At 73.5% G+C, this 13,539-nt stretch carries 12 protein-coding genes; 4 read left to right on the top strand and 8 right to left on the bottom strand.

The window, feature by feature from the left end; all coding sequences use genetic code 11:
- Positions 1-17: 17 nt before the first annotated feature.
- Together ASG48_RS15105 and ASG48_RS15110 are read left to right on the top strand one after the other, a co-directional pair.
- Positions 18-1,145: a cobalt-precorrin-5B (C(1))-methyltransferase gene (locus ASG48_RS15105; protein WP_055851920.1), complete on the top strand. Its 1,128-nt coding sequence runs from the start codon at positions 18-20 to the stop codon at positions 1,143-1,145.
- Entirely contained in the window at positions 1,129-1,899 is a 771-nt protein-coding gene (locus tag ASG48_RS15110) for a cobalt-precorrin-6A reductase (protein ID WP_200939600.1), read from the top strand. The genes ASG48_RS15105 and ASG48_RS15110 overlap by 17 nt, the downstream gene beginning before the upstream one ends.
- Here ASG48_RS15110 and cobM read toward each other — a convergent pair.
- From cobM to ASG48_RS15140, 6 genes are all read right to left on the bottom strand, one after another.
- Positions 1,886-2,665 (bottom strand): precorrin-4 C(11)-methyltransferase, encoded by a 780-nt coding sequence (gene cobM, locus ASG48_RS15115; protein ID WP_055851590.1) that lies wholly within the window; start codon positions 2,663-2,665, stop codon positions 1,886-1,888. The genes ASG48_RS15110 and cobM overlap by 14 nt on opposite strands.
- A complete protein-coding gene (gene cobJ, locus ASG48_RS15120) occupies positions 2,662-4,533 on the bottom strand; it encodes a precorrin-3B C(17)-methyltransferase (RefSeq protein ID WP_055851593.1) in 1,872 nt (623 codons plus the stop codon). Before cobJ ends, cobM begins: the two co-directional genes overlap by 4 nt.
- Entirely contained in the window at positions 4,530-5,273 is a 744-nt protein-coding gene (gene cobI, locus ASG48_RS15125; protein WP_055851594.1) for a precorrin-2 C(20)-methyltransferase, read from the bottom strand. Before cobI ends, cobJ begins: the two co-directional genes overlap by 4 nt.
- On the bottom strand, positions 5,270-6,577 hold the full coding sequence (cbiE, locus tag ASG48_RS15130) for a precorrin-6y C5,15-methyltransferase (decarboxylating) subunit CbiE (RefSeq protein WP_082529509.1): 1,308 nt from the start codon (positions 6,575-6,577) through the stop codon (positions 5,270-5,272). The genes cobI and cbiE overlap by 4 nt, the downstream gene beginning before the upstream one ends.
- 4 nt (positions 6,578-6,581) lie before the next feature.
- Positions 6,582-7,196 (bottom strand): precorrin-8X methylmutase, encoded by a 615-nt coding sequence (locus ASG48_RS18860; protein WP_055851925.1) that lies wholly within the window; start codon positions 7,194-7,196, stop codon positions 6,582-6,584.
- A gap of 947 nt (positions 7,197-8,143) precedes the next feature.
- Positions 8,144-9,379, bottom strand: a complete 1,236-nt coding sequence (locus tag ASG48_RS15140) for a sirohydrochlorin chelatase (RefSeq protein WP_055851597.1) — start codon at positions 9,377-9,379, stop codon at positions 8,144-8,146.
- Between the two features lie 312 nt (positions 9,380-9,691).
- Between ASG48_RS15140 and ASG48_RS15145 the strand changes: the two genes are divergently transcribed.
- Positions 9,692-10,444, top strand: coding sequence for a TSUP family transporter (locus tag ASG48_RS15145; protein WP_055851599.1), 753 nt, complete (start codon positions 9,692-9,694; stop codon positions 10,442-10,444).
- Positions 10,445-10,562: 118 nt separating this feature from the next.
- The gene (locus tag ASG48_RS15150) at positions 10,563-11,231 is read left to right on the top strand and encodes a cytochrome b (RefSeq protein WP_082529511.1); all 669 of its coding nucleotides are present in this window, start codon (positions 10,563-10,565) and stop codon (positions 11,229-11,231) included.
- Between the two features lie 91 nt (positions 11,232-11,322).
- Here the strand turns inward: ASG48_RS15150 and ASG48_RS15155 are convergent, their stop codons facing one another.
- A complete protein-coding gene (locus ASG48_RS15155; RefSeq protein ID WP_055851601.1) occupies positions 11,323-12,162 on the bottom strand; it encodes an SDR family oxidoreductase in 840 nt (279 codons plus the stop codon).
- A 62-nt stretch (positions 12,163-12,224) separates the two neighbouring features.
- Complete coding sequence (locus ASG48_RS15160; protein WP_055851605.1) at positions 12,225-13,532, bottom strand: FAD-dependent oxidoreductase; 1,308 nt, start codon at positions 13,530-13,532, stop codon at positions 12,225-12,227.
- Positions 13,533-13,539 lie beyond the last annotated feature (7 nt).

Here is a 13,539-nt window from a genome sequence, read left to right on the forward strand (position 1 = left end):
GGCCCTATAAGCGGCGCATGGGCTTCAATCTCGGCGACGGGGCGCCGCACGCGCGCGGACATCAGGACCGGCCGCTGCGCACCGGCTGGACGACGGGCGCCTGCGCGACCGCCGCCACCAAGGCGGCGCTGACGGCGCTCCTCACCGGCGCCTTTCCCGATCCCGTCGCCATCACGCTGCCCAAGGGCGAGACGCCGGCCTTCGCGCTCGCCCGCGAAAGCCTCGGCGAAGGCTGGGCGAGCGCCACCATCGTCAAGGATGCCGGCGACGATCCGGACGTGACGCATCTGGCCGAGATCGTCTCCACCGTGCGCCACGGCGCGCCGGGCGCGGGCGTCACCTTCTCGGCCGGGCCCGGCGTCGGCACCGTCACCCTGCCCGGCCTGCCGCTCGAACCCGGCGAGCCCGCCATCAACCCCGTGCCCCGCGCCATGATGCGCGCGGTCGTGGAGGAGGCCTGCGCCCTGGCCGGCCTCGCGCCGGACATCGCGATCGAGATCTCCGTGCCGCGCGGCGAGGCGCTGGCGCGCCGGACCTGGAACCCGCGCCTCGGCATTCTCGGCGGCCTCTCGATCCTCGGCACCACGGGCGTCGTCCATCCCTTCTCCTGCTCGGCCTGGATCCATTCGATCCATCGCGGCGTCGACGTCGCGCGCGCCGCGGGCCTTGCCCATGTCGTCGGCGCCACGGGCTCGACCAGCGAGGCGGCGGCGGCCGCGCTCCATCCGCACCTGCCGCAGATCGCCTTTCTCGACATGGGCGACTTCGCCGGCGGGCTCCTGAAATACCTGCGCGTCCACCCGGTCGAGCGGCTCACCATCGCCGGCGGCTTCGCCAAGCTCGCCAAGCTCGGCCAGGGCGCGCTCGACCTCCATTCCGGCCGCAGCCAGGTGGACCTCTCCTTCCTCGCCGCCCTGGCGCTGGAGGCGCGGCCGGAGGCGGACGCGCGGCTCGGCCCGGCGATCCTTGCCGCCAACACGGCGGCCGAGGCCCTGGCGCTCGCCAAGGCCGAAGGCGTCGATCTCGCCGCCGCCGTGGCCGCCAAGGCCCGCGCGAGCGCGCTCGGCGTCCTGCGCGAGGCGCCGGTCGCGCTGGAGGTCCTCGTCGTCGGCCGCAAGGGGGAAGCGCTTGCAAGGCTCGGATGAGAGGGGCACGGCGACGATCCTCCTTCTGGGCGGCACGGCGGAGGCGCGGGTGCTCGCCCGCCGCATCCTGGAGACTTGGCCGGACGCGCGGCTGATCCTCTCGCTCGCCGGGCGCACGCTCGCGCCCGACGCGGTGCCCGGCGCGCTGATGCGCATCGGCGGCTTCGGCGGCGCTGCGGGGCTCGCCGCCTTCCTGCGCGAGACGCGCGTGGCGCGGCTGGTCGACGCCACCCATCCCTTCGCCGCCGGCATGTCGCGCAACGCCGCGGCCGCCGCCGCACGCGCCGGCGTGCCGCGCCTGTCGCTCTGGCGCCCGCCCTGGGACCCCGTCGCGGGCGACGACTGGACGCCCGTCGCCTGCCTGAAGGGCGCCGTCGAGGCGCTGCCCCCGGGCGCGCGCCCGTTCCTGGCGCTCGGGCACCAGCATCTGGCGCCCTTCTTCCGGCGCGCCGATCTTCGTCCCATCGTGCGGATGATCGACCCGCCGGACCCGCCGCTGCCGGCCGCCGCGCGCCTCGTCCTCGGCCGGCCCTTTCCCGATCCGGCGCAGGAGGCGGCGCTTCTGGCGGAGACGGGCGCGACCCATCTCGTCTGCCGCAATTCGGGGGGCGCGATCTCGTATGCCAAGATCGCGGCCGCGCGCGCCCTCGCGCTGCCGGTCGTCCTCATCGAGCGCCCGCCCCCGCCGGCGCCCCCGCTGGCCGCCTCGCCCGCCGAGGCGCTCGTCTGGCTCGGCGCGCTCAAGGCGCCTTGATGCCGCGCTTGGGGCGCAGCACATGGACATGGGCCGCGTCGTAGAGGGCCGAATCGACGAAATCCCGGGCGCCCAGCGCCCGGCCGACGAAGATCAGCGCCGTGCGCGTGAGCTTGGCCTCGCGGATCTTCGTGTGGATGTCGGACAGGGTGCCGCGGATGAAGGCCTCGTCCGGCCAGCCGACGCGATAGGCGACGATGGACGGGCAGTCCGGCCCGTAGGCGGGCAGCGGCGTCAACTCGCGCTGAATATGGGCGATGTTGCGCACGGAGAGATGGATGGCGAGCGTCGCGCCGCTCCGGCCCAGCGTCGCCAGATCCTCGCCCTCCGGCATGGACGAGGACTTCATCGCCGTCCGCGTGAGGATGACGGTCTGGCAGACTTCCGGGATGGTCAGTTCCGTCGCGAGCGCGGCGGCGGCGGCGGCGAAGGCCGGCACGCCCGGCGTCACGTCGTAGGGGATGGCGAGCGCGTCGAGCCGGCGCATCTGCTCGGCGATGGCGCCGTAGAGCGACGGGTCGCCCGAATGGACGCGCGCGACGTCGAGGCCCGCGCCATGCGCGCGCTCCATCTCCGCGACGATCTCGTCGAGATGCATCGGCGCCGTGTCGAGGACGCGCGCGCCCTCTGGCGCGGCGGCCACGATCGCCTCGGGCACGAGCGAGCCGGCATAGAGGCAGACCGGGCAGGATTCGATCAGGCGAAGGCCCCGCACGGTGATGAGATCGGGCGCGCCGGGACCGGCGCCGATGAAATGGACGGTCATGGCTGGGCCTCCGGCACGATGCCCGTGCCCTCTTTGCGCGCGTAGCCGCGCGGCGTGTAGACGAAGCGACGCCCCTCGCCCGTCGTCACGACGCGGCTCTGCGAGGAGCCGACGACGACGGTGGTCAGCATGTCCACATCCTCGGTGCGAAGCGTGGCGAGCGTGACGATGCGCAGGCTCTCGCCCGACCGGCCGAGATTGGCGGCGAGGATCACCGGCGTCTCGGCGGGACGGTGGCGCAGGAGTTCGTCGCGGGCGAGACCGAGCTGCGTGCGGCGGGTGCGCGAGACGGGGTTGTAGAAGGCGATCACGAAATCGGCCTCGCCCGCCGCCCGCACGCGGCGCGCGATGTCGTCCGCCGGCGTCAGCAGGTCGGAGAGCGAGATCGTGCAGAAGTCGTGGCCGAGCGGCGCGCCGGCGCGCGCGGCCGCGCCCTGCAGGGCCGAGATGCCGGGCGAGACGCAGATCTCGATGCGGCGCGCGCCGTCGCGGAGGCCGCCCTTCTCCAGAAGCTCGAAGACCAGCGTCGCCATGGCGTAGATGCCGGCATCGCCCGAGCAGACGAGCGCGACGTCGCGGCCGGTGCCGGCGAGCTCCATCGCGTGGCGCACGCGCTTCTCCTCGGCGCCGAGGTCGAAATCGTGGCGCACCTTGCCCGCCGCCAGCGGCCCCAGAAGGTCGAGATAGAGCGAGTAGCCGACGAGATCGGTGGCGGTGGCGATCATCGCCGTGACCTCCGGCGAGCGCCAGCCCTCGCAGCCCGGCCCGATGCCGACGACGAAGAGGCGCCCGCGCGCGCGGCCGAAGGCGGCAGGGTCGAGCGGGCGCGGTGCGCGCGCCAGCGCCGCCGTGACGCGCGCGCCCTTGCGCTTGGGCACGACCAGCGCGCCGTCGGGCCCGACGCCCGCCAGCGCCGCCCCTTCCGCGACGCCGTGGCAGCCGACCTCGGCGAAGACGAGGGCCGACGGGTTTTCGAGGCGCGGCGCCTCGGCCTCCAGCGTCGCGGCGTCGAAGAAGCGGGCCGGCACGCCGAAATGGGCGGCCACCGCATGCACGGCCGGCTCGTCGGCCTTCACGTCCAGCGAGGCCACGGCGGCGATGCTGAGCCGGCTCATCTTCGCCTCGGCCAGCACGGTTTCGGCCAGCGCGACGGCGTCCTCGGGCGGCGCGCCGCGCTCGGCGCCGAGGCCGAGGAGAAGCGTCTTCGGCCGGTAGAGGAGTTCCTGCGCGCCGGCCGCGCGGTCCTCCTCCGACACCGCGAGAACGAGGCGCGCGTCGTCGGCGACGGGCAGGTCGCCCGCCTGCAGCCAGGCCGCCTCGCCCTCGATCCAGACCTCGGCGCCGGCGACGAGCTCGGCCATCACGGCCGGCGCGGCCTCGGGATTCTCCAGAGCGTAGCCGGCGGGCGGCGCGTCGAGCGCGAGGCCGAACTTGAGGTCGCCCGCCGTCGTCACCGCCGCCACGCAGCCGAGCGCTTCGGCGAGGCGACGGGCGAGGTCGTTGGCGCCGCGATGGCCGCCCAGAAGCGGCACGGCGACCGAGCCGTCCTCGGCCAGCGACAGGACGGGCGGCTCGCGGCGCTTGTCGCCGAGATGGGGGCCGAGGATGCGCACGACGGCGCCGGCCGCCATCAGCGCCACGACCGGCCGCCCGGCGAGGAAGAGATGCGGCAGATGCGCCGCCGCGCTCTCGAAATGGGCGTCCGCCCCTTCGACGCGCGCCCGCGCCCCGTGCACCTCGCCGCCGATGGCGGCCTGCACGCGCCGGGCGAGCGGCAGGGCGCCGGGCGTCAGAACGACGATGGCGGGCACGGCGCCCGTCGCGGCGGGAGCCGGGGCGGACGGGACGGCGGCGAGGCGTTCGCTCATGCGGGGACGGCGGACCTTGGCAGGCCTGCGGCCATCGCGGGCTCGGTGCCGCGATAGCCGAGGATCATGGAGAAATAGGGCGCCGGCCCGCTCGCCTCGCGCAGCGGCGTCAGACGCTCGCCCGGCATCGAGACGCGCTCGGCGAAGGCGCAGGCGTCCAGAAGGCCGAGCCGGTCGAGAAGCGCGCGCACGCGCTCGAAATGCCGGCCGAGCTTGAGGATGGCGAAGGATTGGCAGCCCGCGAGCCGCGCTTCGAGATCGGCATCCTCCAGCGGACCGGGCACGATGGTGAGGACGTCGCCGCGCGCGGCGAGCGGGCGCCGGGCGGCGGCCGCCGCCGCCATGACCGAGGCGATGCCCGGCACGACCTCCACGGGAAAGCGCGGGGCGAGGCGCTCGAAGAGATAGATGAAGGAGCCGTAGAAGAACGGGTCGCCCTCGCAGAGCGCGGCGACGTCGCGGCCCTCGCGGAGTTCGGCCGCGATCGCCCGCGCCGCCGCATCGTAGACCGCGCGCGCCGGCGCCCGGTCGGTGCGCATCGGCATGGGAAAGGCGATCTCGCGCTGCGCGCCCGGCAGATGCGGGGCGGCGATGGACCGGGCGAGGCTCGCCTGCCCCTCGGCCGCGGGATAGGCGATGACGGGCGCGGCGCGCAGGAGGCGCACGGCCTTCAGCGTCAGGAGTTCCGGGTCGCCGGGCCCCAGCCCGATCCCGTAGAGCGTGCCGGGCGCGCGGGTCACAGCGCGTCTCCACGCCCGGGCGGCACGGGCGCGGCCTCCTCCGGCGCCGCCTCCTCGGCGGCGCGACGCGGCGGGCGCACCGGCACGGGCCAGGGCTTGGTGCAGTGCCAGTGCATCACCGCCATGGCGGGTCGCAGGGCCTGGAACGGGCCGACGGCATCGGCCGTCTCGACGGCCAGGCGCATCAACTCGCCCCCATGCGCCTCGCGCAGGCCGATGAGCTGCGCCTGGCTCTCCAGCGTCACGGCATGGGCGACGAGGCGCCCGCCGGGCTTCAGCGCGGCGAAGCAGGCCGGGAACACGCCGTCCGACAGGCCGCCGCCGATGAAGATCGCGTCCGGCGCGTCGAGTCCGTCGAGCGCCTCCGGCGCGCGGCCCTCGACGATGGCGAGGTGAGGCACGCCGAGCGCGCCGGCATTCTCCTCGATCATCGCGCAGCGCTCGGGGGCCGGCTCGATGGCGATGGCGCGCGCCCGCCGGGCGCCGCGCAGCCATTCCACGGCGATGGAGCCGGCGCCCGCGCCGACATCCCAGAGAAGCTGGCCGGGCATGGGCTCCAGCGCCGCGATGGCGAGCGCGCGGGCGACGCGCTTGGTCATCTTGCCGTCATGCACGAAGGCGTCGTCGGGAAGGCCCGCCACGAGCGGGCGCGGCGCGGCGGCCCGGCCCGCCACGCATTCCACCGCCACCGTGTTGAGGTCGGCGACGTCCTGAAGATCGTAGGCATAGGCCGCCGTCTCGCGCAGGCGCTCGCGCGGGCCGCCGAGATGTTCGAGCACGTGGAGGCGGCTCTGCCCGAAGCCCCGGCCGGTGAGGAGCCGGGCGATCTCGCGCGGACTGTCGCCGTCGCCGGAATAGATCAGGAGGCGCGCGCCGGGAAACAGGACGCGGTTCAGCGCCTCGACAGGTCGCCCGTGCACCGTCAGGCAGTCGCAGTCCTGCAGCGGCCAGCCGAGCTTGGCGGCGGCCAGCGAATAGGCCGAGGGGCTCGGCAGGACGAGCATCTCGGCGGCCTCGATATGGCGGCTCAGCGTCGCGCCGACGCCGAACCACATCGGGTCGCCCGTCGCCAGGACCACGGTCGGCGTGCCCGCGCAGGAGAGGAGCGCGTCGAGCCCGCGCGAGAAGGGCGAGGGCCAGAGCACGGTCTCGGCGCTCGTGCCGCGCAGCATGGAAAGATGCCGCTCGCCGCCGAAGACGATCTCGGCGGCCTCGATCGCGTCCAGCGCCTCGGAGGAGAGGCCGTCCATGCCCCCGTCCCCGATGCCGACGATGGTGAGCCAGGGACCGTCGGACGCGCCCATCGCCTCAGCCGTTCAGCCGGGCGAGGGCGTTGACGGCCGCCGCCGCCATGGCCGAGCCGCCGCGCCGGCCACGCAGCGTCACGAAGGGCACGCCGCGCGAGTCGCGCGCGAGCTCGGCCTTGGATTCGGCCGCGCCCACGAAGCCGACCGGCAGGCCGATGATGAGGGCGGGCTTCGGCGCGCCCTCGTCGAGCCGCTCCAGGAGGCGGAAGAGCGCGGTCGGCGCATTGCCGATGGCCACGATCGCCCCTTCCATCTGGCCGTTCCAGAGATCGACCTGCGCGGCCGAGCGCGTCGTGCCGTCGCGTTCGGCGTTGCGCTGCACGCGCGGGTCGGCGAGCTTGCAGACGATGCGGTTGGCCTGTTTCAGGTCGCGCGCGATGATGCCGTGCGCCACCATCTCCGCGTCGCACAGGATGGGCGCGCCGGCGGCGAGCGCGGCGAGCCCGGCCGCGATGGCCCCGTCCGAGACGACGAGATCGGCGACGATGTCGGGCATGCCGCAGGCATGGACGAGGCGGATGGCGAGCGGGCGGGCCTCCTCGGAGACGGCGGAGAGATCGCTCTCCTCCTCCACGATGCGGAAGCTCTCGGCGTAGATCGCGGCCGGATCGCGCAGATAGGAGAGGCCGGCATTGGGCGCGACATAGGCGCCCGCATCCTCGGCCTCGAGGCCGGGCGCCAGGCGATGGCCTAGGCCGGCGATCCAGCCCTCCTCGGTGAGGGTGCGGATGAGCTCGGGCTCGGAAAGGTCGCTCGGCACTTCGAGCAGCGTGCCGAGGCGCCCCTCGGCGTCGGCGCGGGCGAAGATCCGCGCCATGGTCTCGACCTGCGCCTCGTCGAGGCAGGACTTGTCGCCCGTCTCGATCGAGACGAGGCCGGGATAGATCTCCGCGAGCACGATCGCGGCGTCGAGGCGCTCGGAGAAGTCCGTCTCGAACGGCCAGACGGCGAGGAGATCGCGGAACTCGGGATCGCGCCGCAGGCCTTCGAGGCGCGCGATGCCGGTGATCGCCTGGCTGCCGACCGAGCCCGCATAGGCGAGCTTCCAGACCGGCTGCGCCTTGGTGGCGCGCGCCTCGGCGAGGCGCCGCTCGGCGAGCCCCGTCGGATACGGGTCGGGCCGGGTGACGGAGAGGCCGGGAATGTCCTGATAGGCCGGGCGCCCCCAGAACATCGGCGAGGCGGCGAGCGCGCCGCGGTTCAGCCGGCCGGCGACCTCGAACCGGTTAGAGAAATTGTCGTCGCGGTCGGTCAGCGTGTCGTGGAGATAGGCCCAGAGCGCGCGCCAGTCCGGCGAGCCGGCGATCGCCTCGGCCGCGCCCGTCGGGTAGCCGAAGGGAAAGTCGAAGCCGGCGAAGACGCGCTTGCCCTCGCCCGCGGCGTCGCGGAAGAACTGGCGCAGCCGCGCCATCGCCGCCGAGCGCGTCGCCGGGTTCACGGTCTCCAGGATGCGCGCGTCCGTGCCGTCGCGTTCGGCGAAGGAGATCCAGATGGAGTCCTTGCCCGTCGTCGGCGTGTTGGCGGCGGACCAGTCGACGATCGCGTAGCGATCGAAGAGTGCCGTCATGAGAGTCCCTTCCGGTTGGTCGTCATCGAGAGGGGCCCGAGCGGGTGGTCCGCATGCGGGTAGGGATGGTGCGTGTGGCCGTTCGGCCCGTGATCGTGCCCGTGGCCATGGTGGTGCCCGTGGCCATGGTGGTGATCGTGGCCGCCCGAGACGGCATGATCGTGGCCGTGATCGTGCCCGTGGTCGTGGGGCCCGTGACCGTGGTGATCGTGCCCGTGCGCATGGTCGTGCGCATGGTCATGGTCGTGCCCGTGCCCATGCCCATGCCCATGATGGCCGTGCGCATGCGCGCCCGTCTTCCGCGCGGCGGCGGTCCGGCAGGCGCCGGTGCAGGTGTCGGCGCAGAGCGTGCAGTCGGCCGAGGAGCCGATGCCCTCGACATGGTGATGGTGGCTCTCCTGGGCGAGCCCGACCTCCGCCTCGAAGCCCAGCACCTGCTCGCGATACTTGCACATCTGGCAGTTCATGTTGTTCGTGCCCTCGAGGATCTCCGTCAGGCGGTCGACGAGCGTCTCCACCACGAGATCGTGGGCGCCGAGATAGGAGGCCTTGAGGAAGGCGATCTCGGGATGGGCGGCGGCGATGCGGTCGGTCTCCTCGAAGATGCGCCGCACCAGGATGCCGGTGAAGAGGAAATAGGGGAAGACCACGATGCGCCGGTAGCCGAGGCGGCTCGCATGTTCGAGCCCCGGCCCGACCAGCGGGAAGGTGACGCCCGAATAAACCGTCTCGCCCCAGCCGAAGCCGAGGCCCTCCCAGAGCATGCGCATGACCTTGGAGACGTTGGAATTGGCATCGGGATCCGAGGAGCCGCGGCCGACGACGACGAGCATCGTGTCGTGCAGCGCCTCGCCGTCGCGCCAGCCGTGCGCGCGCAGGCCCTCGCGGATGCGCTCGCCGGCGGCGCGGATCATCTTGGGGTCGATGCCGAGCTCGCGCCCGTAGTCGATGGCGAGGCCGTTGGCGGCGGCATAGGTGTTGAGGACGGAGGGAATGTCGTTCTTGGCATGGCCGGCGGCGAACAGCATGCCCGGCAGCGCCTGCACGCGCGTCGCGCCCTTCTCGCGCAGGCGGTCGAGCCCGTCGCGGATGATCGGCTTGGCGAACTCCAGATAGCCGAAATCCACCGCCCAGTCGGGCAGGCGCGCCTGCAGCTTCACCGCGAGGCCCGAGAATTCCTCCATCGCCGCCTTGTCGCGGCTGCCATGGCCGCAGAGCATCAGAGCCTTCATGTCCGTCCTTCCATCCTTGCCCGGAGCCGGAGGAAGCGAGGGCGGCGGCATGCCGGCCCGGCGTCGTTCCGACAGCCCGTCTAGGCCCCCTGCTTGGGTCGGCCGCACCGGGATCGTTTTCAGCCCGTCGCGCGGGCACCGTCAGTTCACTGGATCTTGCGTCGGTTCGTTCGGGTTCGATGAGGTAGCCTTGCGCGCCGGACCCGTCAAACGATTGCTGGCGCGCGCGGCGCCTTGCCCGCCCCGCCCGGCGGATGCTCTAAGCGCCCCCGCGCCCCCGACCCGGGGGCCCTCCCCTTCGAAGGCGCCGCGATGGACATCCTCAGCCTCGACATGGCCGCCTTCGTGATCGGCGCGGCCTTTCTCGCCGGCTTCGTCGATTCCATCGCCGGCGGCGGCGGGCTCGTCACCATCCCCGCCCTCCTCATCGCCGGCCTCGACCCGATCACGGCCATCGGCACCAACAAGCTGCAGGGGCTCTTCGGCTCGGGCTCGGCCTCCCTCGCCTATGCGAGGCGCGGCCATGTGAGCCCGCGCGAGGTGGGGGCGGCGGCGCTCATCTCCTTTGCGGGCGCGGTGCTCGGCGCGCTCCTCGCCCTCGTCATGCCGCTCGACCTCCTGGAGGCGGCGCTGCCCTTCCTCCTCGTCGCCATCGCCCTGTTCTTCGCCTTCAAGCCGGGCCTCTCCGACAAGGACGCCGAGCGGCGCATCTCGCCGGCCGCCTTCGCGCTCTTCGTCGTGCCGCTGATCGGCGCTTATGACGGGCTGTTCGGGCCGGGCACCGGATCCTTCTTCATGCTCGCCTTCGTCACGCTCGCCGGCTACGGCATCCTGCGCGCGACGGCGCACACCAAGATCCTCAACTTCGCCTCCAATTGCGGCGGCTTCCTCGTCTTCGCGGCCTTCGGCTCGATCCTGTGGAAGGTCGGGCTGGCGATGGGTCTCGCGCAGTTCCTCGGCGCCCGGCTGGGCGCGAGCCTCGCCATGCGGCTCGGCGCCGGGCTGATCCGCCCGCTGCTCGTGATCGTGTGCCTGGCGCTCGCCACCAAGCTCCTGTTCTTCTGAGGACGCAGGCGGCGCGTCCGACCTTTCGCCTGCAACGTTTCGTTTCACGCGAGGCGGTTGGCGCCAGCGCGGCAGGTCCTACTTCTCGTGGCTCCGGCAATTTCAACGGAGCCTTGCGATGGCACACGCGACGCGATGGGCGGACAGCCCGGCCGGCTACGGCCTCGTCAGCCGCATCCTGCACTGGGCCATGGCGCTGCTCTTCGTCTGGCAGTTCGCGAGCGCCCTCCTGCACGTCTTCGCCGAGGACACGCGCGTCGAGGGCTTCTTCTGGTCGACGCATTATTCGGTGGGCGTCACGCTCTGGCTGCTGGTGCTCCTGCGCGGCGTCTGGGGCCTGGCCAATCTCCGGCGCCGGCCGGCCCATGAAGGCCCCGCGCTCGAGGCCGGGGCCGCCACGCTCGGCCATGCGCTCCTCTATCTCCTGATGATCGTCGTGCCGAGCCTTGCCATCCTGCGCGCCGCCTTCAACGGGCGCGGCTTCAGCGTCTACGGGCTGCAGCTCGTGGCGCCCGGCGGCACGGCGAACCCGACCTTCACCGAGCCCGCCAATCTCCTGCACGGCTTCCTCGGCTGGACGCTGCTCGCCCTCGTCGCCGGCCATGTCGCGATGGCTCTCTATCACGGGCTGGTGCGCAAGGACGCCACGCTCGACCGCATGACCAAGGGCTGGTCCGACAAGGGGCGCCAAGGCTTGGAGGGCGGCGGCGGCACCGGCCGCGGGGCGTTCGAGCCCCGGCCCGGCCTTCTGCGCACCGCGCCGCTCGGGCCGAACCCGCGCGCCTGAACCGCTCGCCGCCGGGCCGGCCGCCGGCCGCCGCGACGGAACACGCCGAGGAAGGACCGGGCGAGGGCCAGCCCCTCACGGTCCCTCGCCGTCACTTCGCCGCGAAGGCCTTGAACGCCTCGGCATGGTCGGGGTGCCAGCGCGAGAGCGGCGGGCGGTTCTCCACGATGTCGCCGGCGGCCCAGGCCACGCGCTTCTCGTCCATCGCCCGCGTCACCTCGCCGTCCGGGCACAGGATGTAGAAGTCCGGCCGCTCCAGGCTCTCGAAGAGGAAGTCCACCACCTGGTCCGGCGTCCAGGCGCCGTCCGGCTTCTCCGTCCGCCCGCGCTTCGTCAGCCCCGTGAAGACGAAGCCGGGGATGAACAGCCGCGCCTCGACCAGCCCGCCCTCGCGGTTGCGCAGCTCGTGCTGCAGCGCCTCGGTGAAGACCTTCACGCCCGCCTTGGCGACGTTGTAGGCCGGGTCTCCCGGCGGCGTCGTGATGCCCTGCTTGGAGCCGGTATTGACGATGAGGCCGGGCGCGCCGCTCTCCACCATCGCCGCGCCGAAGGCCCGCGCCACGTTGAGGACGCCGCCGAGATTGACGCCGAGCACCGCATCCCAGGCGTCCGACGGCCCGAAGATCGAACTGCCCGGCTGGATGCCGGCATTGTTGAGGAGGACGTGCACGGGCCCGTGCTCGGCCACGATCGCCCGGGCCGCCTCTTCCACGGCGGCACGGTCGGCGACGTCGAGCGCCAGGGTGACGAGGCGCGTGCCGTCTTCGGGCCGGAGCGCGGCGCGGGCGGCGGCCAGACCCTCGCCGTCGCGGTCGATCAGGACGACCCGCAGACCCTCGGCGAGAAGCCGGCGGGCCGCCGCAAGGCCGATGCCCGACGCCGCGCCCGTGACGACGGCGAGATGGTCCGGGCGGATGGCGGGATGGGGCATGGAACGGTCCTTTCAGGCAGAGAAGACGGCGGCGGCGCGCCGCACGGACGGGGTGAGGGTCGTCAGCCGTGCAGCTTCAGCGCGGGCCCGCGCGTCGGCGTGACGGCATCGGCCAGGATGGCGACCGTCCCGCGCAAGGGGCCGAGCACGCTCCACTGGTGGCGGCGCTGCAGGCTGTGATAGGCGGCGATGGCGAACCGGCCGTCGACGAGCATGTCGTTGCGCCCGACGAGGCCGGAGATCGTGCCGACCGAGCCGGCATGGCTCAGCGAGATCAGCCGGCCCTTGTCGGCGAAGCGGAAGGGCGATGGCGTGCGCCCGTCCAGCGCGGCGGGAATGGCCTCGGCGAGATAGGCCGCCTCCTGGCTCGCGCATTGCGCGGTCGGCGGCAGCGGGGCCTTCGCGCCCGCCGGCGTCAGGCTGGCGGCATCGCCCAGGACATAGATCGCCGGATCGACGCTCGAGCGCAGGCGCTCGTCGACGAGGATGCGCCCTTTCCCGTCGAGCGCGAAATCGGCGAGGCGCGCCAGCACGGGATGGCCGACGAGCCCGGCCGCCCAGACCGCGATGTCCGCCGGCCAGACCTCGCCGTCCTCGGCGCGCACCTCGCGCGCCGTCATCGCGGCGATGCGCGCGCCCGTCCGCACCGAGACGTCGAGGCTGCGCAGCCGGTCGGACACGCTGCGCCTCAGGCCCTCGTCGGCGCCCGGCATGATCTCGGGCGCGGCCTCCAGGATCGTCAGCCCCAGGAGCGTCCCGCCGGACGCCTCGTCCGGCCTGGCCGGCCGCTCGAAGAAGGCGCGTTCGGCAAAGCGCAGATGGGCGGCGAGTTCGGTGCCCGTGGCGCCCGAGCCGACGATGACGATCTCCACCGGCCGGCGCGAGGCGCGCGCGCCGATCATCAGCGTCACGAAGCTCTCGCGGAACCGGTCGGCATCGCGCCGGGCATCGAGCCGCACGGCATGTTCGGCGACGCCGGGCGTTCCGAAATCGGTCGTCACGCCGCCGAGCGCCACGACGCAGAGGTCGTAGCCGAGCGTGCGGGCCGCCGCGCCCGGCCGCCCGTCCCGCCCTTCGATGGCGGCCAGATGCACGCGGCGGTCCGCCCGGTCGATGCGCTCGACGGTCCCTTCCTCGAAGCGGAAGCTGCGCATCTTGGCGAGCATGTAGAAGCTCATCTCGGCGAGCGAGGAATCCACCGTGCCGGCCGCGAACTCGTGCAGCCGCGGCTTCCACAGATGGCTGCCGACCCGGTCGACGAGGGTGACGGCAAGGTCGTCGCGGCGCGCGAGCGCCACCGCGAGTTCGAGCCCGCCGGCCCCGCCGCCCAGGACGAGGACACGGGTGCGCGTGTTCGGCCGATGCGCCATTCTCGGG

Origin of the sequence: Aurantimonas sp. Leaf443, from assembly GCF_001425575.1 — a bacterium.
Classification (GTDB): Bacteria; Pseudomonadota; Alphaproteobacteria; order Rhizobiales; family Rhizobiaceae; genus Leaf443.

What these genes read in the sequence shown, in the direction of transcription:
- ASG48_RS15105 (WP_055851920.1), top strand. Translation starts at nt 18, where the DNA reads ATGGGCTTCAATCTCGGCGACGGGGCGCCGCACGCGCGCGGACATCAG.
- cobM (WP_055851590.1), bottom strand. Translation starts at nt 2,665, where the DNA reads ATGACCGTCCATTTCATCGGCGCCGGTCCCGGCGCGCCCGATCTCATC.
- cobJ (WP_055851593.1), bottom strand. Translation starts at nt 4,533, where the DNA reads ATGAGCGAACGCCTCGCCGCCGTCCCGTCCGCCCCGGCTCCCGCCGCG.
- cbiE (WP_082529509.1), bottom strand. Translation starts at nt 6,577, where the DNA reads ATGGGCGCGTCCGACGGTCCCTGGCTCACCATCGTCGGCATCGGGGAC.
- ASG48_RS15140 (WP_055851597.1), bottom strand. Translation starts at nt 9,379, where the DNA reads ATGAAGGCTCTGATGCTCTGCGGCCATGGCAGCCGCGACAAGGCGGCG.
- ASG48_RS15145 (WP_055851599.1), top strand. Translation starts at nt 9,692, where the DNA reads ATGGACATCCTCAGCCTCGACATGGCCGCCTTCGTGATCGGCGCGGCC.
- ASG48_RS15150 (WP_082529511.1), top strand. Translation starts at nt 10,563, where the DNA reads ATGGCACACGCGACGCGATGGGCGGACAGCCCGGCCGGCTACGGCCTC.
- ASG48_RS15155 (WP_055851601.1), bottom strand. Translation starts at nt 12,162, where the DNA reads ATGCCCCATCCCGCCATCCGCCCGGACCATCTCGCCGTCGTCACGGGC.
- ASG48_RS15160 (WP_055851605.1), bottom strand. Translation starts at nt 13,532, where the DNA reads ATGGCGCATCGGCCGAACACGCGCACCCGTGTCCTCGTCCTGGGCGGC.